This window comes from Dokdonia sp. 4H-3-7-5 (genome assembly GCF_000212355.1).
Classification (GTDB): Bacteria; Bacteroidota; Bacteroidia; order Flavobacteriales; family Flavobacteriaceae; genus Dokdonia.
Map to the genome: position 1 here is coordinate 1897140 of NC_015496.1, position 22559 is coordinate 1919698.

Genomic DNA, 22559 nt, shown 5'->3' on the forward strand with positions numbered 1-22559 from the left:
TCGCGAAAGCGAATATCTATTTATACTATCGCAAGGATATCATCCTCTTTCATGATCATATAATCTACTCCGTCAAATTTGAGTTCGCTACCTGAGTATTTTCCATAAATAACTGTATCACCTACGACTACTGTCATTTCGTGATCTTTAGTTCCAGATCCTACAGCTACTACTTTGCCTTTTTGTTGTTTTTCTTGTGCGCTATCTGGGATATATAAACCAGATGCTGTTTGAGTTTCTGCCGCAACAGGCTCGATTACAACGCGGTCTGCTAATGGTTTGATTTTAATTGCCATTGTTATAGATTTAATTATTGAGTTGAATTGTTATTGTAACCCTTAACTGGTTACGCGAGCGTAAAAGACAGAAATTATGCCACTCACCATGCACTGACAAATTTGCATAACAAAAAAGAGCCAGCTAAAATAGCTGGCTCTTTAATATGTTATGTTGTGAGAGTCTATTGATCTCCTCCATTTTCTGGAAGACTTACTGGCTCTGGAGCAGGAGTAGTTTGTTCTACAGCATCTGCATCAAAAACTTGAGACTCGCTTCTTATAGTACCGTCAAAAATACTTAGGTTACTAGCAAGAATAAGTACTAATAAGATAGTCGCTAGTGCCCATGTTGCTTTGTCAAGAAAATCTGTTGTTTTCTGAACGCCACCCATTTGCTGTGTACCACCACCGCCAAAAGAAGAAGATAATCCGCCTCCTTTAGGGTTTTGAACCATAATAACGACAATAAGAAGGAAAGCTACTATAATGATCAATCCTAAAAATATATAAAACGTAGTACTCATAATATTTTAATCTTTTTGTTCTTCAAGTTGTTCTACTGCTCGAATTTGGTCTGCAAAGAAACCACTTTTTTCTGGATATTTCAAACTTAAAATTCGGTATGCTTGTTTTGCTTTTGGAAAGTTTTTTTGCTCGACATAAACTCGTGCTAAAGTCTCTGTCATCAAGGCGTCAGAAGAAAATAGAAATTCTTTTTTTGTTTTCTTTTTATCTGCCGGTATTGACTTTATATTTCCAATTTTCGGATTTGTTTCTATAAAGGAATCTATAATTTGTTGTTTTCGCTTTCGCGAAACTTTAGTTGTAGTTTCCTCATTATCAGATTTTGATGCGGTTGTAGTTTCCTTTTTAATTACTACTTCTTTTGTAGAAGTAGGAGCAGGAACCTCTTTGTCATCAGATGTAGATGAGCGATCTATGGGTTGAAAAGAAGAAAGCTGTAACCACTCAGAAAAAGAATGCGCTTCAGATTTTGTAAAAGGTAGTGGCTTGCCTACTTGAAGCGTATGCTCTGCCTTTGCTCTAGTCATAATAGAGTCTTTCTTTTCTACAAATAAATCTGGATCAAGAATTTGCGATGCTTTTGCTTGTTCTTCTTGCTCGACTAGAATAGATACATCTTGTGCATCTGTGACTTCTAGAGACCGTAGTTGTTTTTCTTGATCTTTTATTTGAGTACTTACCGCTGTCTGTAAGAAATGCTCTGACGTGATATAGTCAAATAGTACGGCTCTATCTGCTGTGTGGCTAGCTGTGCGCTTTAATGCTTTGTTATAAGCAAAGCTCTCTTGGTTTTTTAACCCTTTTAGATACAGCGCATGAGCACTTTGAAAGAAAGGAAATGCGTCAATAATAGTGCGCAAATGGCTTGTCTGCTCAGTATTAATCTGGTCAGGATGTTCTAGTAAATATGTGTATTGTTCTGTAGTCATTACCAGCGAGCTAGTGATGCGTTAAATACATCTTGAGTAATACGCTCATAAATTTCATCCAGAGCACTATCTAGAGCGCTACCTACTAATTGTGTTTCACCAGGAACATCTGAGAAAAATGAAAACCTACGTTCAAAATCATACTCACCATCTTCCCGAGTATTATTAAAAAAACGAACATTTACTGTAATGGTAAGTCGGTTTTGTGCTGCTAGATTTTCTGAAGTAGAAGCTTGCGGAGCAATGTAATATTCTATTATCTCACCTTCGTACACTACATCTGCATTGCTGTTTGTAAGTACTAGTGGTGATTGGTTCTGGATAATATCTCTCAGCTGTTCTGTAAACTCTCTATCTATTCCGGGCTCAACAATTGCAGCCTCGTTTTGAAAAAAGCGAACTTCAAACGTCTCTTCTTTATCTATAGACACGCCACTTAATGAATACACGCTACAGCCTTGGATTAAAAAGACTGTTGTAATTAAAATGATGAAGTTGTTAAATGATTTCATGTGACTTGATCTATAAAATATATTGAATTGCTTGTGAAATTAGAAAATCGTGTATCCTATAATAAATGAAGTAGTTTGGTAATTCGAATCCCACTCAATAAAATCGCTAAGTAAATTTCTGTCTGTTTGATATCTAATTTCAGCACTATACTTGTTATTGAGTTTGTAGCCTACTCCAAAAGCAATATTACTTCCTGCCCGTACTTCTAACGGAGCGATTGAAGAATTATTTGCAGGGTCAAATTCTACAGCCGTCTCTGAAGATATATCTACAATAAATGATGCGTTTACAAAAAGTTTAGATTTGTCATTTAGAAAGAAATAATGTCTTAGACCTAATGGTATTTCTATAGATGAATAGTCAATTGATGTAGTAATAGCATCGCCAAATAGAGATCCAGCTTCCTGAGTTATTTCAGACTTAAAACTTTGGTATGAAGGTTCAATAACGAAAGCCCATTTATTATTATTAGTTGGTAAGATTAATTCAAGTTCTAATCCAATACCAAAGTTTGTCTTACTACCTAAGTCAGCTTTTTTAACTGTGGCGCCTGGATTACTAATTGAGAAGGAAGAGTTGTTTATTCTAGGTCTTATAGAAAGGTTAATGACCTTGCCTTTTGTCTCTGTATTATAATTTTTAAAACTATAATTATTGCATTCGTTGTGTTCAATAAAGTAGCCAATTAAACTACTCTTGTTGTAACTAACATTCTCTGGGCTGCTTGTAGCGTTTTCAGGACACGATATCTCTGTTTTTAATTGCTGTTTATATTGCGTATTTGTGCTGATCTTGCCAGTTGTAGTCAAGAATTTCTTATACACAAGTTGCTTGATTTCAGCCCCAGATTTACTATAAAAATATCTGGTTATAGTTCCATTTTTGTAAGAGTATAAGCTAGTGTTTCCTTCAACTAAAATATTCAGGAATAATGTTTTTGTTTCAAAAATAGGAGCTCTACTTTTATCTAAAAAATCAGCACTAGCACTTGACATATCAATTTTTACTGTAGCCCTAACATACTTAGAAGAGTTTAAAATCATGAACTCCTTTACTGTACTGATATCACCCGTTAAAGACTTGGAGTCTTTAGATAATTTATATTGAAAATTTTCTGGATTATTATTCCAGTCATTGTCCTTAATTAAGCATTCAATTTTATTGTTGTTATTTTCAATAAAATATCCCTTTACGTATTCTGTTTGTGCAACGCTATTTATGCCAATACATGAAAGAAATAAGAATAATAGTGTTTTGTTCATTTAATAAAGTTTTTTGATTGATGATTGATGAAATTTATTTGAGCTAAAAATACTCTTACGATTATGACTTACAAATCAAACTGTTTGATTTTTCTGTATAACGTGCGCTCGCTTATACCTAGTTCTTGAGCGGCTACTTTCCGTTTGCCTTTATGACGCTCTAGTGATTTCTTTATAAGTTCAAGCTCTTTGTCGTGTAGCGATAATGTTTCTTCTTCCTCAATTTCTTCTGCAAAATGATATGGGTCTGCAGTAGGTTCTGGTTGAGGTGGAGTAGGAGCTTGTGCTTGTGATTTATGAGGTATCTGTAGTACGTCCATTACTTCTTCTACGGTCTCATAAGAGTCATCGTCATCATCATAAATCTTTTTAATGAGGCTCTCATTCTCCTCACGTACATCTGAGGTATTGCCATTTTTCATTAACTCTAGCGTCAGCTTCTTGAGGTCATTCAAGTCGGCTTTCATGTCAAAAAGAACTTTGTAAAGAATCTCACGCTCGTTTGAGAAGTCAGACTTCTCTTGTGACTTTACAATGGCGGGAAGTCTAGATCCTGTGTCGGGAAGATAGTTGCTTATAGTTGCAGCCGATACTTCGCGGTTAGTTTCTAATACAGATACTTGCTCGGCTACGTTACGTAGCTGGCGTATGTTTCCATTCCAGCGATATGAAACTAGAAGTTGTACTGCTTCTTCAGACAGTCGTATCGTTGGCATCTTATACTTCATAGCAAAGTCTGATGCAAATTTCCTAAACAATAAATGAATGTCTCCTTTACGCTCTCTCAGCGGAGGAAGCGGGATATCTACGGTACTCAGTCTATAAAATAAATCCTCTCGAAACTTTCCTTCTTGGATAGCCTCAAACATCGATACATTAGTAGCTGCAACAATACGAACATCTGTTTTCTGTGTTTTTGACGAACCTACTTTTAAAAACTCTCCGTTTTCTAACACTCTTAATAGACGTACCTGCGTTGGTAATGGTAACTCTCCCACTTCATCTAGAAATATCGTCCCACCATCTGCCTCTTCAAAGTATCCACTTCTTGTAGAAGTTGCACCTGTAAATGCACCTTTCTCGTGTCCAAAAAGCTCACTGTCTATCGTTCCCTCTGGGATTGCTCCACAGTTTACAGCAATATATTTATTGTGTTTTCTATGAGAAAGTGAGTGTATAATGCGTGGGACACTCTCTTTACCTACTCCAGATTCTCCTGTCACTAGTACAGAAATATCTGTAGGAGCCACTTGTATAGCTTTTTCGATAGCGCGATTTAGTGCAGGATTATCTCCTATAATACCAAATCGTTGTTTTGTGGTTTGTATTCCTTCCATAGTAAACGCCCATTACAGTGGGTATCTATTTGATTAGTATAAAATATGTTACGCTTTCGCGAAAGCGTTATTCTCAAAAAACTATTGTAAGCACAGTACTTTGTGTTTCTATTGCCAGTACGCTGCATAGCCTGTTGCCTCACCTATAAGTGTCCCTGTAGTACATTCATTAATTTTTACATTAACGAAATCGCCTACTTTGTAATCTCCTTTAGGGAAAACGGCAACGACATTCTGATCATTACGACCGCTCCACTCATCTTTATTCTTTTTTGATTCCTTTTCTATAAGAATCTCTACCGTTTGATCTTGGTAGCGAAGTAAATTGTCTCTAGAGATTGCTCTTTGTAGGTCAATCACATCTTGTAAACGTCTCTTTTTTATCGCTAGCGGGATGTCATCTTCCATCTTGCGTTCTGCCATAGTACCTGGACGCTCAGAATAGTAGAACATAAAACCAAAATCATATTTTACATAGTTGATAAGGTCAAGTGTTCCTTGATGATCTTCTTCGGTTTCTGTAGGGAAACCAGTAATCATATCTTGACTAATCCCAATATGAGGGATTAGATTTTTAATATTATCAATGAGCGTTTTATACTCCGCAACCGTATGCTGGCGATTCATTAATTGTAAAATCCTATCGCTTCCTGACTGCACAGGCAGGTGAATGTAATTACATACATTCTTATGTTTTGCCATCACCTCTATCACGTCAAGCGTCATATCTTGAGGGTTTGAGGTAGAGAAACGTATGCGCATTTTAGGTTGTGCCTTTGCAACGGTGTCCATGAGCTGCGCAAAATTTACCGCAGTAGCTTTTGCCATTTCACTAGCCTTGTCAAAATCTTTCTTGAGGCCGCCGCCATACCATAAGTATGAATCCACGTTTTGACCAAGTAGTGTAATTTCTTTAAAACCTTTTTCAGCAAGATCTTGTACTTCTTCTAGTATAGACTGAGGATCACGGCTACGCTCGCGACCTCTTGTAAAAGGAACGACACAAAACGTACACATATTATCACAACCACGAGTGATTGATACAAAAGCAGTAACACCATTAGTTAATAAACGTACTGGTGAGATATCTCCGTAAGTTTCTTCTTTAGATAAGATTACGTTTACTGCATTTCTACCTTCTTCTACCTCGCTAAGTAAGTTAGGAATATCTTTATAAGCATCTGGACCTACTACGAGATCAACTATTTTTTCTTCTTCAAGAAATTTGCTTTTAAGACGCTCTGCCATACAGCCTAGTACTCCTACTTTCATATTAGGATTTTGCTTGCGCTTTACGGCTTGATATTTTTCTAAACGTTTACGTACAGTTACCTCTGCCTTCTCACGTATAGAACAAGTGTTTACTAGCACAAGATCTGCTTCTTCAAGAATTTGAGTAGTATTATACCCTTCATTTGCAAGAATGGAAGCCACCACCTCACTATCTGCAAAGTTCATCTGGCAACCGTAACTTTCTATAAAAAGCTTTTTTGTATTCTCAAGTTTGCGCTCTAATGTAAGCGCTTCCCCTTGTTTGTGTTCTTCTATTATTTTTTCCATCTGCTTATTCGTCCAAAATCTTTGTCAAGGATTATGCAAAGATACGTCTAATGTAGAGTTGTGACAAAGTGGCAGACGCCAAGAATTACATAAAATTCTCGTTATTTGCTTTTTTAAAATTCGAAGATTGCTACATAAACTATTTATCTTATTGCTGTTACTAGTCATTCAGACTGGTTATTCTCAATCCGTTGAGGGGACTAAAACACAACGATTGTTACATCAAATCGCTGTACAACATGATAACGACTTTGTCTTTGCTATAGATCGTTATTATACAGCAGGGACATTCTTAAGTTATAGTAGGCAATTACAAGGAGAATTTATTTTTAAAAAGCAAGAGTATCCGCTGCAGTTAGATCTTATGTTAGGTCAGGAAACCAACACGCCTAGAGAACTCTTTGAAACTAATTTTGATTTTCTTGAACGCCCTTATGCGGGCTATCTCTTTGTTAAAGGTTCCGTGTCAAAAGCGCAAGAGGATGTGGTTTTTAAAATTGACGCAGAGCTAGGACTTGCAGGAGAGCAATCTAAGGCAGGTGATATACAAGTTGGCTATCATGAACTTATCAATGAATTTATACCCGTTTGGGAGGGTGAGATAGGTAATAGTATCCACTTTAATAGCTTTGGGACTTTCGTTAAAGACTATCGGTTAGAAAATTCTAATTTATTTAAAAATGTTGCACTTCAGTCTACGGTTGCGCTAGGTACACGAAGAGTTTTTGCAAGACAAGAAGCTCTGCTTTATATAGGTAATCGTGATGTAATAGCTAGCTCTTCGGCTTTTGGGAGATTGGGAGGTAAGCATGAGTTTTATGGCTTTGCGGGAGTGGGCGCAGAGTATGTATTTCTTAATGCACTTATTGAAGGGCATCCCTTTGGAGATGATTCTCCCTTTACGTTACCCATAGTATCAACCGTATTATCCTTTAAATCTGGTATTACGTACCGTGGAGAAAAAAATCTATATAGTGTTGTTTACAATTTTAGAACAAGAGAGACTAAGCGAGAAGGTCGAAGCCAGTATGTTGCCTTGCAATTTGCCAGAAAATTTTAATTGGACTGTCGATTAATCTTATATTTTTACGACTGTAATAAAAGATAAAGAATGATATTATCAGATATGCTTGTCAAAATTAGACAAGCACGTCATATTGATTTTGGAGACTTGTTTGGTCGAGCGATTGATTTGTTTCAAAAAGTATGGCTTCAGGGCTTGCTTATGCAAGTGTTAACGATTGCTGTTTCTTGGGGAGTGTCTATGGCGGTCATGTTGCCTATGAGCTTAGGTGGTGCATTTATAGAATATGGCGATGTTTCATATAATGATGATGAGGTAGGTGTCATTGCTTTAATTTTTATGATGGTGATGTACTTAGTGATTTTAGTGATTATGTCTGTAGTTAACTTTGCACTTCAGGCTGCTTTTTACAGAATCATACGCATGAAAGACCGCAACCGAAGTGGAGATCGTGGGGTAGGCTTCGGTATGTTTATCAAGAAAAAGTATCTCAAGAAGGTGTTAGTGCTTTCTATGATGCAGGTGGGTATTGCCGTACTAGCCGCTTTGATTTTTATAATTCCATTATTTTATGTGGTAGTGCCGTTACAATTTGCCATCGTGATATTTGCTTTTAACCCTGACTGGTCTGTAAACGATATTTACAAAGCAGCATTTGCACTAGGGAATAAAAAGTGGGGAATTACCTTCGGAACTTTTCTTGTTATTGGTTTCCTAGCTATTGTTGTTGGGGTTATGGCTTGCTTCATAGGTGTGTATGCAACCGTTTCAGTTGTCTATTTGCCGGCTTACCTTATATATAAAGATGTGGTAGGTTTTACAGAAGATGAAGATATGATTGCTCAGATTGGAGTGTAGTAAAGTTACGCTTTCGCGAAAGCTGCTATAAACAGACCTTTATGATTTAAATAAAAAGCAATTAATTAATGTAAACATTCTTGACAGCCTTCTCTTCAAGCTTCTTAAGTTTTTTTGGCTTTTTCTTAGAAATAGAGTAATACCGATACCTAGTTGATCACCACTTAGAGAATAAGTTCCCTCTGTGCGTTCAGATATTTCTAGATTGTCAAAAAGATATTCTCCAGTAAAATAATTAGGTATTGCTTTCTGGTAAATGATAGACACTTGATATAAAATAGGTTTAGTCATATAATAAAAACCTGGACTAATCTTTAGATTTGGATAAATAGGAAACTTACGTGTTTGCCCCCTTATTCCAAAAATCTCTCTTCCCTCGTTTAGATCTTCTACAAAAGCGCTTACTGTTCCTTCTACCGAACCTTCTCGTAATAAGGTTAAGTTTACGCCAATTCTAGCAGAAAAATAGATTCTAGATCCCATCTGCTTTTTCAGTTCCATTTCTAGTGGTACTGAAATTATGAGTTGACCTAAAGTACGCTCGTTAGATTCAAAATTCGTAAATCCTGGTATATCCCCATCTGGTAGTCTAAATTGAATACTTTCTAAAGGCAGTAAATTAAGATGTACACCATATCTAAATGAAAGCTCTCTTTCTGGTTGAATTACTTTGTTAAAACCAAAATTTACTCCAGGAATGCTATTTCCTTTAATATCAATGTTTCCTAATGTTCTAGTGTAGTTAGGGGCTCTGTTTAATACGGGATTAAAGGTGAATCCCCAAGTTTTATAACTGGCAAACTCTGGAAATTGAGATTTTGAAGAGTTACTCTGACCCAATGCAATATTTATTGTTAAAAAGGCAAGCCCAAATAGGCTTGCCTTTAAAATTAATTTAGCTTTCCTCATTACCAACTTAATGCTTTGTACGTTGTTTTGCCTCCATAATAATAATCACCAACTACTCCTTGCCCGTTTCTAGCTTTTAGAGTCATCCCGGGATGGTCTGTCATTATAACCTTTCTTTTCTTTCTTTTCTTTCTTGATTTACTCTTATAACCTTGTCTCACAGTTGCTCCAAAACAAGCTGATGCTTTTAAGTTTTTTTGTAAACCAACACCTAGACGTGTGCGATGTCTTTTCCACCTATTCCCCCTCTTTCTAAAAGATTCTACTTTTGACTTAGTTTTTGTCCAGAAAGGAAGACTTCTAATTGAGACGGATCTCTTAACTCTCTTATTATGTGCATAATTGTCACGATCCCAAGATCTCTTCCAAGAAGTACAAGAAGAAGATGCTTTAGAAGTAGTAATTATATTTGGGTCATTAGAGACATCCTCATCATTTCGAACTTTTAAAATAGATTCCCCAAAATTTCCTATAATTTCATAGTTGAGCTGCGGGTGTCCAAAATTAAAAACTTTACCATCAATCATCACTTCTTGATCTTGGTTAAGTAGCACCATCTCTTCTTCTTCAAATAAATTATCTAAAGACGGGTCTTTGTTCTCATCTAAGATTTCATCATCTAGCCATATTGTTTCTTTAGTCTCATATGAATTAAATAAAGAATTAGAAAAACTTCTTGTTTGTTGGAATTGGCGTAGAGGCGCTCTACTATCAAATTGCGTGCTTTCCTCCATATCATCAAGTTCGTCATCTGTAAGATGATCATATTGAGCCACAAACTTATCTTCGTGAGCTTCGATGGCAACTTCAAGTTCTTCTGCGGCAGCAACAAAATCTTCGATAGATGCAAAAGATAACATTGTTGCATTGCCTCCTTGGGATCGGCCTCTTGCTGGTAGATCAAATGAAATGATGTTAGTTTCAGGGACTTGTTCTAGTGTAAATGCCGCTTCTGTATTTTGCGATTCGTTTGTTAATTCAATATCTTCTTTACTACAAGAAGTAAGAGATAGAGTTGTTATCATTGTAACTGCCAGTAATTGCTTGTAAATTTCATTCGTTTTTTGTTTTAGAATTATAAAATTTGATTGGTACCAACCGCTAAACTAGTGGTTTAGTTTTGTCATTCTTAAAGGATTTCCTTTTTTTGAGCGTTTTTTTTTTTTGATTTTTTATTACGCTTTCGCGAAAGCGTAACAACTCCATAAAACAGTGATTTGCGATGCTTCAAAAAGTGAAATATCACAGAAATAATGCCCTTGCGGATTACGATATAAATAAAACATCTACTTTTGTACCCTGAAAAATAAGATGTATGGCAAAGAATCTCGTCATTGTGGAGTCACCTGCAAAGGCTAAAACAATAGAAAAATTTCTAGGCTCTGACTATAAAGTTGAGAGTAGTTTTGGACACATAGCAGACCTTCCCTCTAAAGAGTTAGGTGTTGATGTAGATGGAGATTTTACTCCTAAATATAAAGTCTCTGACGATAAGAAAAAGGTAGTAAAAAATCTAAAATCACTAGCCGCAAAAGCCGATATGGTTTGGCTAGCAAGTGATGAGGATCGCGAGGGTGAGGCCATTGCATGGCACCTCGAGCAAGAGCTCGGCTTAACACCAGACCGTACTAAGCGTATTGTTTTTCATGAGATTACTAAAACTGCAATCTTAAGAGCAATCGATAATCCGCGCCAGATTGATTATGATCTTGTAAATGCGCAACAAGCGCGTAGAGTTTTAGATAGACTCGTAGGTTACGAACTTTCGCCAGTGTTATGGAGAAAGGTAAAAGGAGGGCTTTCGGCAGGGCGAGTGCAATCTGTTTCTGTGAGACTTATTGTAGAGCGTGAGCGCGAGGTGTTAAACTTTGAGCCACAAGCATCATACAGAGTAGATGCAGAGTTTACTACAGAAGATGGAAAATCTTTTAGGGCAAAACTTCCTAAAAACATTACTACTAAGAAAAAAGCACAAGAATTTCTTGAGAAAAACTTGAAGGCTACTTTTAAAGTAGATGCGCTTACAAAAAAGCCCGCCAAAAAATCACCAGCACCACCATTTACAACTTCTACACTACAACAAGAAGCAAGTAGAAAGTTATACTTCTCTGTTAGTAAAACGATGAATATGGCGCAGCGTCTCTATGAGGCTGGGCACATTACCTATATGAGAACAGATAGTGTAAACCTATCTAAAGATGCAAAAGCTGGTGCGCAAGCAGAAATACTAGCTGCTTACGGTAAAGAATTTCATAAAGAACGTAACTATAAAGGGAAGTCAAAAGGAGCACAAGAAGCTCACGAAGCGATACGTCCAACAGATTTTTCTAAGCATTCAGTTAATATGGATCGCGATCAAATGCGTCTGTATGAATTAATATGGAAACGAGCTATTGCATCACAAATGAGTGAGGCGCAACTAGAGCGTACTAATGTGCAGATAGCTTCAAGCGCAGGAACAGATAACTTTACTGCAAACGGAGAGATCTTGAAATTTGAAGGATTCTTAAAGGTATACCTTGAAGGTCATGATGATGAGGATGAAGAAGAGACTGGATTACTTCCAGATCTTAAAACAGGAGAAACATTACTCAATTCTTACATTACCGCAACAGAGCGTTTTACAAGGCCACCATATAGATATACGGAAGCATCTCTAGTAAAGAAATTAGAGGAGCTTGGTATCGGTCGTCCGTCTACATATGCGCCTACTATTACTACGATACAAAATCGTAAGTATGTTGAGAAGGGTACTGTAGATGGTAAAGAGCGATCTTATGATGTGTTAAGTCTTGAGAACAACGAGATAAAAGATAGAACCTTAACAGAGATGGTAGGTTCAGACAAAGGAAAGCTAGTTCCTACAGATGTGGGAATGGTGGTAAATGATTTCTTGGTACAGCATTTTGAAAATATTCTTGATTACAACTTTACAGCAAAAGTCGAAGCAGACTTTGATGATATTGCAGAAGGTAAGCAGGAGTGGACAAAGATGATGAAAGACTTTTACACAGATTTTCATCCTCATGTAAAAGATGTAGAGAAAAATGCAGAGCGTGAAGTAGGTGAGCGTATTTTAGGTAAAGATCCAGAAAGCGGTAAACCGGTAAGTGTTCGTTTAGGGAAATTTGGACCTATGGTTCAAATAGGTTCTGTAGAAGATGAAGAGAAACCGCGTTTTGCAAGTTTAGGTCCAGATCAAACGCTGGCAAACCTGACTTATGAGCAAGCGATGGACTTGTTTAAGTTGCCTAAAGTTTTAGGGACTTTTGAGGAAGAAGAAGTATCTGTAAATAATGGTCGTTTTGGTCCTTATGTGAAGTTTGGGGCAACCTTTGTTTCATTGCCTAAAGGCCGTGACCCTATGGATGTAGATCTTGATGAAGCTATTGTGTATATTAAAGAGAAGCAAAAGGCAGATGCTCCTATTTATACCTATGAAGACCTTCCAGTTCAAAAAGGAACAGGACGTTTCGGGCCATTTATAAAATGGAACGGGATGTTTATTAATGTCAATAAGAAGTACGACTTTGATAACCTTTCTGACGATGACATCGTAGAGCTTATTGAAGTGAAGAAGCAGAAGGAAATAGATAAAGTACTTCAAGACTTCCCAGAAGAAGGTATACGTGTAGAAAAAGCAAGATGGGGTCGTTCTAATATTATTAAAGGAAAGACTAAAATTGAGCTAAGTAAGGATATAGACGCAGCAGCGTTAACCTTAGATGAAATCAAGGCCTACATAGAGAAAAAAGCACCTAAGAAAAAAGCAGCAGCAAAAAAGAAAGCTCCGGCCAAAAAGAAAGCTCCAGCAAAGAAAAAGGCGCCTGTAAAGAAGAAAACGACTGCAAAAAAGAAGTAATATATGGCCTTTGAGGTGCTAAGCCCTATACCAGAAATTGCGCTTGCGCATATACAATTACAACATCATCAATCACTAGGTAATAACATTAGATTACACAGTGAGGAATTGGGAATGCCAGATCTAGAGGGTGTGCAAGTTGCTATTATTTGCTTGCGCGAAAACAGGCGTGATCAAAATAACCTCGGAGAATCATTATCATTTACAGAACTTAGGACCACTTTTTACGAACTTTTCCCTGGTAACTGGCACACAACAATTGCCGATTTGGGTGACATTCATGGAGGAGAAAGTGTAGATGACACCTATTTTGCCATCAGAACTGTTAACGAAGCTCTTTTTAAGAAGGGAATTGTACCTATGTATATAGGAGGAAGTCAAGATTTGGTGTATCCTATTTACAGATCGTATGATAAATTGGATCAAATGGTAAATGTGGTGAATGTAGATAGTCGTTTTGACTTAGGAGATGCGAGCCAGCCTATCCATAATAAATCGTACGTAGGGAAGATTATTGTTGAAAAACCATACAACCTTTTCAACTACTCAAATATAGGGTATCAAACTTATTTTAATCCTCAGGAGGAAATAGATTTGATGGATAAGTTATACTTTGATAGTTACCGATTAGGAAATGTTTCGGCTATGATGAGTATTGTGGAGCCTGTAATGAGAGATGCAGATCTTGTTGCAATAGACTTAAATGCTGTGCGCAGTAGTGAGCTAAGTACTAGGTATAATAAAATGCCTAATGGGTTTGATGGAAAGGAGATATGTACTATTGCTCGATATGCAGGTATAAGTGACAAGGTAACTTCTTTTGGAGTTTTTGAATATAAGAATGATGCTCATGAGGAAAAAGCAGCGATGCTCGTTGCTCAAATGATGTGGTACTTTATTGAGGGGGTAAATTTTCGCGCAAGCGAAAACATGGATATTGAGAAAGGAAATTTTCTTACGTATCAAGTTCCAATTGAAGATGAAGTGTTAACATTTTACAAAAGTGAAAAAACAGCCAGATGGTGGATCGAGATTCCATTTATTATGGGCTTGAATAATAAATTAAAAAGGCACACGTTATTACCTTGCACGTACCAAGATTATCTGGATGCTTGTAATCAAAATATCCCTGAACGTTGGTTCAAAGCAAGGAAGAAAAACGAAATTTGACTATGTGTTTCAACGATGAAATGATTATTTTTGGCGAATAAATTGTTTATTACAAATAAAATAAATAGGTTTACGCCCTTAACTTTAGAATACTTAACCTAATATCCTATGAAAAAGTATATTGCATTTATTGCGATAGTAGCTTTGCTGTCTAGTTGTGGCAAAGGCGATCGAGGGGAACTCGTCGGTGCCAAAGGCAAGCGATGGAACCCTGAAAAACCTTATGGAATGACCCTCGTTTCTGGAGGTGCTTACATAATGGGTAAGAGTGATGATGACTTTGCTGCCGTAAATGACGCTCCTACTAAAACGGTGACTGTGCGCTCTTTCTACATGGACGAAACAGAAATCACTAACTCAGAATATAGACAGTTTGTAGAGTGGGTTCAAGATTCTACTATACGTACGAAACTTGCAATCTTAGCTGATGAGCTTGGAGAGACTCCTGGTAATGGTGGTATAGGCGAGTTTGCATTTAGCGATGCAGATCCTGATAACATGACCCCTTACGAGCAATACATGTATGATAACTATTTCGGACTAGGTGAGACTGGCTTTGAAGGAAGGAAGTTAAATAAGGACGTAGAGCTTTTTACGGATACTGCAGAATACCCAGATGAGTATTATGCTGAGGTTATGGATACAATGTATATTCCAATGGAAGAAGCTTATAATGGGCAGCGCACTATCGATGTAGATAAGTTAGATTTCCGTTATACGTACCTTGATATTCAAGAAGCAGCAAAGAAAAACGGCGGTCGTCGTAAAGATCATATCAAAACAGAAATTGTAAATATTTATCCAGACACAACGGTGTGGATTAAAGATTTTGCGTACTCATACAATGAACCTATGCATAATGACTATTTCTGGCATGATGCATACGGAGAGTATCCAGTTGTTGGAGTTACATGGATGCAAGCAAAAGCTTTTTGTGAGTGGAGAACGATGTACAAGAACGCTCATCAAAAATCTAAGAAGAGACAATTTGTAAACCGTTTTAGACTTCCTGGTGAAGCAGAGTGGGAGTATGCCGCTCGTGGCGGACTAGAAAGTGGTGATTACCCTTGGGGTGGTCCATATGCAAAGAATGATAGAGGTTGCTTCCTTGCAAACTTTAAACCTTTAAGAGGGGATTATGGCGCAGATCAAGCGTTGTATACAGTAGAAGCAGATGCTTACGAACCTAATGATTACAACCTGTACAATATGGCAGGAAATGTATCAGAGTGGGTAGCTTCTTCTTACGATCCAGCTTCTTATGAATATATGTCTACCATTAACCCTAACGTAAATGACAAAGACAATCGTCGCAAAGTGATACGTGGTGGTTCATGGAAAGACGTTGCTTACTTCCTACAGGTAAGCTCACGTGACTATGAGTATCAAGACTCTGCTCGTAGTTATATCGGTTTTAGAACCGTGCAGGACTTTATGGGTGTTGATGAGAAAATCAACCTTAGAAAGCCGAAGAAATAACGAATTGAATAATTCCCAAATTATAACAATTACTTAATCTAATTAACTTACTTAACTAAACTAAAAAACCTATTTAACATGGCTAAATCAAAAACTGGAAAGAAATTAATGAATATGGTCTACGGACTAGGAGCAGCAGTAGTAATTATTGGTGCTTTATTCAAAATAATGCACTGGCCTTTCGGTAACGAGATGCTTATTGTTGGTCTAATTACGGAGGCGGTAGTATTTGCTATTTCTGCATTTGAACCTGTGGATAATGAGCTTGATTGGGCATTAGTGTACCCAGAACTTGCAGGTGGTGCAAGTGGATCAAAGAAAAAAGCAGTAGCTCCTGTTGAAGCAGAAGCTCAATTATCTAAAAAATTAGATAACATGCTTAAAGAAGCAAAAATTGATTCTGAGCTTATGACAAGCCTAGGGACAAGTATCCGTAGCTTTGAGGGGGCAGCAAAAGGAATTGCACCTACGGCAGATGCTATGACATCTACTAAAAAATATTCTGAAGAGATGGCACTTGCTGCAGCTCAAATGGAGTCTTTAAATAGCCTTTACAAAGTACAGGTAGAGTCTTCTAGCCGTCAAGCAGAAATCAACGAGCAAGTAACTCAAAATGCCGGAAAGCTTAAAGATCAAATGGAGAGTCTTGCAACAAACCTTTCTTCTTTAAACGGAGTATATGGTGGAATGCTTTCTGCAATGAACAAAAACTAATTTTAGTTGTTTACACAATTAATAAACTAACAACTAAAATTTAAAAAATGGCAGGAGGAAAACAAAGCCCAAGGCAAAAGATGATTAATCTAATGTATTTAGTGTTTATAGCAATGCTAGCACTAAATATGTCTAAAGAGGTATTATCTGCTTTTGGTTCAATAAACGAAAAATTTGATCGTTCTAATGCGACGTTTGAAGCAAAGAATGATCTTGCATTAGCAGATATTTCTAAAAAAGCAAATGAAAACGAAGAGTTTAAAGCAGCTGCTGCAACAGCAAAATCTGCTAAAGCTCTTGGAGATGAATATTTCGCATACTTAGCTTCTGAAAAAGCAGCACTTTTGGCTGAAGTAAAAGACCCTAAGGATTATGAAGCTATGGATAAGTCTAACTTTATCGATGAGCGTTATTATAAGGGAGGTAAAGTATCGCCAACTGGACAAGAATTTCTTGCAAAGATGGATGCTTACCGAGAAGGAATGTTGAAACTTGCAGGAGATAATGAAGCGCTTGCGGCGCAAATTCAAAGTGATTTTAGTACAGCTCCTATCGTCACAGGCGGAGAAGGAGATGGAGCAAAAATTACTCAGGATTATTTATCTTATAACTACGTAGGATTTCCATCAGTATCTTCTTTAACTAAAATGTCTCAATTACAAAATGACATTAAAGTTGTTGAGAATGAATTATTGTCAAAATTACTTTCTGGTAATCTTAAAGAACTTGCTTCTTTAAACAACTACGAAACTGTAATGACAACTTCAAAAGGTGCTTATTACACAGGATCAACATTTGATGGAGTTCTTTCTTTAGGTCGTGTAGATTCTTCTACTAAGCCTTCTAGAGTAGAATTAAAATTAGATGGACGTGCAATCCCTGCAGATAAAGTTTCTTTCGATGGTGGTAAACTTGTTTTAGGAGTAAACACTGGAGGTGTAGGTGATCACAAAATTACGGGATCATTATTTTACCCTCAAGATGGTAAGGAAATCGAAGTTCCAGTTGAGCAATCTTTTACGACCATTAACAAGCCTAACTCTGCTACTATCGCGGCAGATAAGATGAATGTTGTTTATCGTGGAGTTGCAAACCCAATGACGATATCATTTGCTGGGGTATCTGATAATGCAGTTTCTGCATCTGGAGCAGGTCTTTCTAAAAGATCTGGAACTAGCTATTCAATGACTCCTGGTCAAGGACGTGAAGTAACGATTAATGTGACTGCAAAGCTTCCTGATGGAGGTAGTGCTTCAGATAAAGCTGTTTTCCGTATTAAAGATATTCCACGTCCAGTGGGAACTTTAGGAGGTGATGATGGCGGTAATTTAAAGAAGCCTAGAAACACAGTTGCAGCAGCACCAATAGGAGCAAGCCTTCCAGATTTTGACTTTGATCTTAATCTAAACGTAAATAGCTTCAAATTTAGAGCAGGAGATGCGGCTACAGTTTCTGTACAAGGCAATAAACTTAACGGAGCTGCACAATCTGCATTAAAGCGTGCAAAAAGAGGATCTACAGTACAGATTTTTGATATTAAAGCAAGTATACAAGGTAACTCAGGATATAGATTGAAAACAGTTTCTCCAATCATCATTGAGTTAGCAAACTAAAATAAAAGTAATTATGAGTCTTAAACGTTTAATTTTTGTTGCACTCGGTCTATTGATGGCAGTTCCAGCATTTGCACAAGGAAATATCCTTAATGCAAAAACGCCAGATGAAATGTTTGAAGTTACCGAAGAGCAAAAAGCAAAGGACAATGACAATCCATTGCCATACGGTTACGTAGAAAAACGTGACGTGTTGTGGGCAAAAAACACATGGGAGGTTATTGATCTTGATGAACGCGTAAATTTCCCGCTCTACTACCCTATTGATACTATCAATATGGGATCAGATCGTCGTTCACTTTTTGATGTTCTAGTAAAGAATATTAAAAATGGAAAGATTGATGCTATTTACAGAGATTCATACTTCACAGAAAAAATCCAACTAGGAGATCTTTCTGCCGCAATGGTAAAAATTGATACTTCTGATGCTGGATATGATCAATTAAATGCTGGAGAGTCAATTTCTGATTATAACATCGAGCGCACAGAGATCACTGCTTATGATATCAACGCATACCACATACGTGGATACTGGTATATCGATAAGCGTCAAGGAGAACTTAAGTACCGATTATTAGGTATTGCACCAGTTTCTGGTGATGTAAATTTCTTAGATGATGCAAGTGCAGCAGATATTGAACTTTTCTGGATATGGTTTCCAGGAGCGCGTGAAGTATTGCACAATGCAAAAGCATTTAACCGCAAGAATACGTCTATGCCTATATCATTTGACCACTTGTTAAATAGTAGACGTTTTAACGCGACTATTTATAAAGAGGATAACGTACAAGGTGACCGTAAGGTTAAGGAGTACATCAATGATAACTCAATGATGCAATTACTAGAGTCAGATCGTATCAAAGAACGTATTAGGGATATTGAACAGGATCTTTGGAATTACTAGTTTAATTTTTAATTATAATATAAGCCACCTAAGCAATACGTTTAGGTGGTTTTTTTATTTTATAAATCTCAGACTGATAAAAAGGAAGACGGTGCGCACTTTGTGAGCCTACTATTCCTGTATTTTTGTAAGGTGAAAGAAGTAGATTATATTATCGTAGGTCTTGGGCTGGCAGGTATCGCATTTTGTGAAGAGTGCGAGCGCAATGGTAAGTCTTTTATTGTCATAGATAAAGGAACAGAAGGCGCAAGCCGTGTAGCAGCTGGTTTGTATAACCCAGTAATTTTAAAGCGATACTCACTGCCTTGGAAGGCTATTGAGCAATTTGACCTTGCAATACCATATTTCAGAAATTTAGAAGAGAAACTCGGCGAGTCGTTCATGTATGAATTGCCCGTGCGCAAAGTATTCCATTCTATCGAAGATCAAAATAATTGGTTTACAGCAAGTGATAAGCCTGGATTGGAGCGGTTTGTGAAAACTGCGATAGTAAAGGAAGAGCGTGAGGAGATTTCGGCACCATTTAATTATGGGGAGGTGCTTGAGACAGGTAGAGTTGCAATCACAAAACTCCAGACGTCATATGAGCAATACCTTGTTGATAAGTCCGCTTTCGCGAAAGCGGTATTTGATTATGACTTATTACAATTACAAGACTCATCAGTAACATATGATGGCTACAAAGCCTCTCGAATTGTCTTTGCCGAAGGTTATGGAGTGAAGCAAAACCCTTACTTCGGGAAATTGCCATTAGTTGGTAATAAGGGAGAATACATAATTATCAGTGCTCCACAATTACAATTAAATGCAGCAATTAAATCTTCATTCTTTATCGTTCCATTAGGAAACGATCTTTATAAAGTAGGTGCAACTTATAATTGGACAGATAAAGATTGGGAAGCGACAACAGAAGCTCGTGAAGAGCTTTTAGAAAAGCTTGACGCACTAATTAATGTTTCTTATGCAGTCGTCGATCAAGAGGCGGGCGTGCGTCCTACGACGGGGGATAGAAGACCACTCCTTGGTGTTCACCCTATCTACAACCAGCTAGCCATATTAAATGGATTAGGCACAAGAGGAATCATGGCAGGTCCTCTGCTAGCGAAGTATCTCTATAATTTTTTAGAGCATCAAGAAGCACTCCCTGCTGAATTGGATGTGATGCGTTTTCCTAAAAAATTCAAGTAGTCGGTTTTGGTAATTAGCTTGACAGTTGATCTTTAGCTGGGTCGTACTTCATGAAAAAATTGATCCATATATTTCGAGCAAGTCGCATAATGACAGGCATGAATACAATCATGGTTCCTACAATTGCGATAAATGTATTAACTAGAGTTGCCTCAAAAAAGAAGTAGGTAATTACAAATGCTGCTGTCGCAAAAGCAATCCCAACAGGGTAACTTACATACATTGCCCCATAAAAGAAGGAAGGTTCTATTTTGTATTTTGTATTGCAATGAGAGCAGCGTTCATGCATTTTGAGCGTTTGGGAAAGTATGTACGGATTTGGGTTTTTATACATGGATTCATTTTGACAAACAGGGCATTTTCCTTTAATAATACTGTTAATTTTGCTGCCTTTTAGAATTCCCATAATCTCTTTGGTTTATGAGTACAAATTTAAGCATCTTTGCAGTCCTCATACTTTATAAATCATATTTTTTACTTATCTCCTTATGCTTAATATTCATAACCTTTCTGTCTCTTTTCAAGGCGAATATCTTTTTGAAGAAATCACCTTCCGTCTTAATGGAGGAGATCGCGTGGGGCTTGTAGGTAAAAATGGTGCAGGTAAGTCTACTATGTTGCGCATTATTTCTGGCGAGCAACCTTATGATACTGGATCTATAGCTATTGAAAAAGAGATAAGTATTGGTTTTCTTAAGCAGGATATTGACTTTGTAGAAGGAAGAACCGTTCTTCAAGAATCTTATGAAGCTTTTAAAGAAATTAAGGAGCTAGAAGGCAAACTTGAGGAGATTAATAGTCAGCTAGCTACTCGTACAGATTATGAGAGTGAGGGATATAACCAGTTAATGATTGACATAAACGATGTGCAACATCAATATGAGGTGCATGGAGGTTATAACTATAAAGGAGAGACAGAACGTATCCTTCAGGGACTAGGTTTTAAACGTGAAGATTTTGATAAGCTTACAGATACTTTTTCTGGAGGATGGCGCATGCGTATTGAGCTTGCAAAGCTATTACTTCAAAACCATGACATCCTATTACTGGATGAGCCTACAAACCACTTAGATATAGAATCTATTATTTGGCTTGAGACCTTCTTAAAAGGATATTCTGGAGCTGTAGCAATTGTGTCGCACGATAAAATGTTCTTAGACAATGTTACAAATCGTACTATTGAGATTTCTTTAGGACGTATTTATGATTACCCCAAACCATACACAGAGTACCTAGTCTTACGTAAAGAATTAAGAGAGCAGCAACTTGCTTCTCAGAAAAACCAGCAAAAGCAAATAGAGCAAACGGAGAAACTCATTGAGAAATTCCGTGCAAAAGCATCTAAGGCAACTATGGCACAATCTCTTATTAAGAAGCTTGATAAGATAGATCGCATTGAAGTAGATGAGGATGATAATAGTGTGATGACATTAAAATTTCCAGTATCCGTTACTCCAGGAAAAGTGGTGGTAGAGGCAAACGATGTTGAGAAAAGTTATGGGGATAAGACAGTACTACAAGGGATAGATTTACTTGTAGAAAGAAATACAAAGACTGCCTTTGTAGGGCAAAATGGTCAAGGCAAATCTACACTTGCTAAAATTATAGTAGGAGAACTAGCGCACCAAGGTGATGTAAAGTTAGGACACAATGTGCAAATAGGATACTTCGCTCAAAATCAAGCAGAATACCTAGACGGCTCAAAAACCGTTGAGGAAACAATGATCGATGCGGCAGATGAACGCACTAGGCCGCTTGTGCGTAATATTTTAGGTTCTTTTCTTTTTAGGGGTGAAGAAGTAGATAAATATGTGCGTGTACTTTCTGGAGGTGAGCGTAACAGACTTGCACTTGCAAAATTGATGTTGCAGCCTTTTAATGTGCTTGTGATGGATGAGCCTACTAACCACCTCGACATAAAATCTAAGAATGTTTTAAAGGATAGTCTTAAGCAGTTTGAAGGAACCCTTATTGTAGTATCTCACGATCGTGATTTCTTACAAGGACTTACAGATCGCGTTTATGAATTTAAAGACCACCGTATACGTGAATTTCTGGGTGATGTAGATCATTATCTTGAACAGCGCGAGGTGTCAAACTTACGCGAGATAGAAAAGAGAGATGTCATCAAAAAAGAGGCGCCAGCAAAAAGCTCTAAAAAATCATACGAAGATCAGAAGAAGCTTAAATCACTTAATAATAGGTTGAGTAAGGTGGAATCTAATATCAACAAACTTGAAAGAGAAGTTAAGCAACTTGATGCTGAGCTTGCAACTAATTATGATGAGACCGTTGCGAAGCCAGATTTTTTTGATAATTATAACGGCAAAAAAAAGAAGCTAGATGGGTATATGGAAGACTGGGGCAAAATCACAGAAGAGCTCGACGCTTTGAACTAATATTTTCCTCACGCTTTCGCGAAAGCGAAAAGAAT

The 22559-nt window shown here is 37.2% G+C and carries 20 protein-coding genes; 10 read left to right on the forward strand and 10 right to left on the reverse strand.

Annotated elements, in window-relative coordinates; translation table 11 throughout:
* Positions 1–20: 20 nt before the first annotated feature.
* From groES to miaB, 7 genes are all read right to left on the reverse strand, one after another.
* On the reverse strand, positions 21–296 hold the full coding sequence (gene groES, locus KRODI_RS08360; protein WP_013751160.1) for a co-chaperone GroES: 276 nt from the start codon (positions 294–296) through the stop codon (positions 21–23).
* A 164-nt stretch (positions 297–460) separates the two neighbouring features.
* Positions 461–802 (reverse strand): preprotein translocase subunit SecG, encoded by a 342-nt coding sequence (secG, locus tag KRODI_RS08365; protein WP_013751161.1) that lies wholly within the window; start codon positions 800–802, stop codon positions 461–463.
* Between the two features lie 6 nt (positions 803–808).
* Complete coding sequence (locus KRODI_RS08370) at positions 809–1732, reverse strand: hypothetical protein (RefSeq protein WP_013751162.1); 924 nt, start codon at positions 1730–1732, stop codon at positions 809–811.
* Positions 1732–2244: an LptE family protein gene (locus KRODI_RS08375; protein ID WP_013751163.1), complete on the reverse strand. Its 513-nt coding sequence runs from the start codon at positions 2242–2244 to the stop codon at positions 1732–1734. The genes KRODI_RS08370 and KRODI_RS08375 overlap by 1 nt, the downstream gene beginning before the upstream one ends.
* 39 nt (positions 2245–2283) lie before the next feature.
* Positions 2284–3507, reverse strand: a complete 1224-nt coding sequence (locus KRODI_RS08380; protein ID WP_013751164.1) for an outer membrane beta-barrel protein — start codon at positions 3505–3507, stop codon at positions 2284–2286.
* 68 nt (positions 3508–3575) lie between these two features.
* A complete protein-coding gene (locus tag KRODI_RS08385; protein WP_013751165.1) occupies positions 3576–4844 on the reverse strand; it encodes a sigma-54 interaction domain-containing protein in 1269 nt (422 codons plus the stop codon).
* 108 nt (positions 4845–4952) lie between these two features.
* On the reverse strand, positions 4953–6404 hold the full coding sequence (gene miaB, locus KRODI_RS08390; RefSeq protein ID WP_013751166.1) for a tRNA (N6-isopentenyl adenosine(37)-C2)-methylthiotransferase MiaB: 1452 nt from the start codon (positions 6402–6404) through the stop codon (positions 4953–4955).
* A gap of 151 nt (positions 6405–6555) precedes the next feature.
* Here miaB and KRODI_RS08395 point away from each other — a divergent pair, with 151 nt between their 5' ends.
* Together KRODI_RS08395 and KRODI_RS08400 are read left to right on the forward strand one after the other, a co-directional pair.
* On the forward strand, positions 6556–7464 hold the full coding sequence (locus KRODI_RS08395; protein ID WP_013751167.1) for a lipid A deacylase LpxR family protein: 909 nt from the start codon (positions 6556–6558) through the stop codon (positions 7462–7464).
* A 51-nt stretch (positions 7465–7515) separates the two neighbouring features.
* A complete protein-coding gene (locus KRODI_RS08400) occupies positions 7516–8286 on the forward strand; it encodes a hypothetical protein (RefSeq protein ID WP_013751168.1) in 771 nt (256 codons plus the stop codon).
* A 39-nt stretch (positions 8287–8325) separates the two neighbouring features.
* On the opposite strand, the gene KRODI_RS08405 is transcribed toward KRODI_RS08400, so the two are convergent.
* A complete protein-coding gene (locus KRODI_RS08405) occupies positions 8326–9195 on the reverse strand; it encodes a hypothetical protein (RefSeq protein ID WP_013751169.1) in 870 nt (289 codons plus the stop codon).
* Positions 9195–10220: a hypothetical protein gene (locus tag KRODI_RS08410; protein ID WP_013751170.1), complete on the reverse strand. Its 1026-nt coding sequence runs from the start codon at positions 10218–10220 to the stop codon at positions 9195–9197. Before KRODI_RS08410 ends, KRODI_RS08405 begins: the two co-directional genes overlap by 1 nt.
* A gap of 290 nt (positions 10221–10510) precedes the next feature.
* Between KRODI_RS08410 and topA the strand changes: the two genes are divergently transcribed.
* From topA to KRODI_RS08445, 7 genes are all read left to right on the forward strand, one after another.
* Positions 10511–13057: a type I DNA topoisomerase gene (topA, locus tag KRODI_RS08415; protein WP_013751171.1), complete on the forward strand. Its 2547-nt coding sequence runs from the start codon at positions 10511–10513 to the stop codon at positions 13055–13057.
* 3 nt (positions 13058–13060) lie between these two features.
* The gene (locus KRODI_RS08420; RefSeq protein ID WP_013751172.1) at positions 13061–14227 is read left to right on the forward strand and encodes a formimidoylglutamase; all 1167 of its coding nucleotides are present in this window, start codon (positions 13061–13063) and stop codon (positions 14225–14227) included.
* 108 nt (positions 14228–14335) lie between these two features.
* On the forward strand, positions 14336–15706 hold the full coding sequence (gene gldK, locus KRODI_RS08425) for a gliding motility lipoprotein GldK (RefSeq protein ID WP_013751173.1): 1371 nt from the start codon (positions 14336–14338) through the stop codon (positions 15704–15706).
* A 78-nt stretch (positions 15707–15784) separates the two neighbouring features.
* Entirely contained in the window at positions 15785–16420 is a 636-nt protein-coding gene (gldL, locus tag KRODI_RS08430; protein WP_013751174.1) for a gliding motility protein GldL, read from the forward strand.
* A gap of 47 nt (positions 16421–16467) precedes the next feature.
* Positions 16468–18033, forward strand: a complete 1566-nt coding sequence (gldM, locus tag KRODI_RS08435; RefSeq protein WP_013751175.1) for a gliding motility protein GldM — start codon at positions 16468–16470, stop codon at positions 18031–18033.
* 13 nt (positions 18034–18046) lie between these two features.
* Positions 18047–18937: a gliding motility protein GldN gene (gldN, locus tag KRODI_RS08440; RefSeq protein WP_013751176.1), complete on the forward strand. Its 891-nt coding sequence runs from the start codon at positions 18047–18049 to the stop codon at positions 18935–18937.
* Positions 18938–19069: 132 nt separating this feature from the next.
* The gene (locus tag KRODI_RS08445; protein WP_041295868.1) at positions 19070–20125 is read left to right on the forward strand and encodes an NAD(P)/FAD-dependent oxidoreductase; all 1056 of its coding nucleotides are present in this window, start codon (positions 19070–19072) and stop codon (positions 20123–20125) included.
* Between the two features lie 13 nt (positions 20126–20138).
* On the opposite strand, the gene KRODI_RS08450 is transcribed toward KRODI_RS08445, so the two are convergent.
* Positions 20139–20531, reverse strand: coding sequence for a DUF983 domain-containing protein (locus tag KRODI_RS08450; RefSeq protein ID WP_013751178.1), 393 nt, complete (start codon positions 20529–20531; stop codon positions 20139–20141).
* Positions 20532–20613: 82 nt separating this feature from the next.
* On the opposite strand from KRODI_RS08450, the gene KRODI_RS08455 reads away from it, so the two are divergent.
* A complete protein-coding gene (locus KRODI_RS08455; RefSeq protein WP_013751179.1) occupies positions 20614–22524 on the forward strand; it encodes an ABC-F family ATP-binding cassette domain-containing protein in 1911 nt (636 codons plus the stop codon).
* Positions 22525–22559: the final 35 nt, after the last annotated feature.

What these genes read in the sequence shown, in the direction of transcription:
- groES (WP_013751160.1), bottom strand. Translation starts at nt 296, where the DNA reads ATGGCAATTAAAATCAAACCATTAGCAGACCGCGTTGTAATCGAGCCT.
- secG (WP_013751161.1), bottom strand. Translation starts at nt 802, where the DNA reads ATGAGTACTACGTTTTATATATTTTTAGGATTGATCATTATAGTAGCT.
- KRODI_RS08370 (WP_013751162.1), bottom strand. Translation starts at nt 1,732, where the DNA reads ATGACTACAGAACAATACACATATTTACTAGAACATCCTGACCAGATT.
- KRODI_RS08375 (WP_013751163.1), bottom strand. Translation starts at nt 2,244, where the DNA reads ATGAAATCATTTAACAACTTCATCATTTTAATTACAACAGTCTTTTTA.
- KRODI_RS08380 (WP_013751164.1), bottom strand. Translation starts at nt 3,507, where the DNA reads ATGAACAAAACACTATTATTCTTATTTCTTTCATGTATTGGCATAAAT.
- KRODI_RS08385 (WP_013751165.1), bottom strand. Translation starts at nt 4,844, where the DNA reads ATGGAAGGAATACAAACCACAAAACAACGATTTGGTATTATAGGAGAT.
- miaB (WP_013751166.1), bottom strand. Translation starts at nt 6,404, where the DNA reads ATGGAAAAAATAATAGAAGAACACAAACAAGGGGAAGCGCTTACATTA.
- KRODI_RS08400 (WP_013751168.1), top strand. Translation starts at nt 7,516, where the DNA reads ATGATATTATCAGATATGCTTGTCAAAATTAGACAAGCACGTCATATT.
- KRODI_RS08405 (WP_013751169.1), bottom strand. Translation starts at nt 9,195, where the DNA reads ATGAGGAAAGCTAAATTAATTTTAAAGGCAAGCCTATTTGGGCTTGCC.
- KRODI_RS08410 (WP_013751170.1), bottom strand. Translation starts at nt 10,220, where the DNA reads ATGATAACAACTCTATCTCTTACTTCTTGTAGTAAAGAAGATATTGAA.
- topA (WP_013751171.1), top strand. Translation starts at nt 10,511, where the DNA reads ATGGCAAAGAATCTCGTCATTGTGGAGTCACCTGCAAAGGCTAAAACA.
- KRODI_RS08420 (WP_013751172.1), top strand. Translation starts at nt 13,061, where the DNA reads ATGGCCTTTGAGGTGCTAAGCCCTATACCAGAAATTGCGCTTGCGCAT.
- gldK (WP_013751173.1), top strand. Translation starts at nt 14,336, where the DNA reads ATGAAAAAGTATATTGCATTTATTGCGATAGTAGCTTTGCTGTCTAGT.
- gldL (WP_013751174.1), top strand. Translation starts at nt 15,785, where the DNA reads ATGGCTAAATCAAAAACTGGAAAGAAATTAATGAATATGGTCTACGGA.
- gldM (WP_013751175.1), top strand. Translation starts at nt 16,468, where the DNA reads ATGGCAGGAGGAAAACAAAGCCCAAGGCAAAAGATGATTAATCTAATG.
- gldN (WP_013751176.1), top strand. Translation starts at nt 18,047, where the DNA reads ATGAGTCTTAAACGTTTAATTTTTGTTGCACTCGGTCTATTGATGGCA.
- KRODI_RS08450 (WP_013751178.1), bottom strand. Translation starts at nt 20,531, where the DNA reads ATGGGAATTCTAAAAGGCAGCAAAATTAACAGTATTATTAAAGGAAAA.
- KRODI_RS08455 (WP_013751179.1), top strand. Translation starts at nt 20,614, where the DNA reads ATGCTTAATATTCATAACCTTTCTGTCTCTTTTCAAGGCGAATATCTT.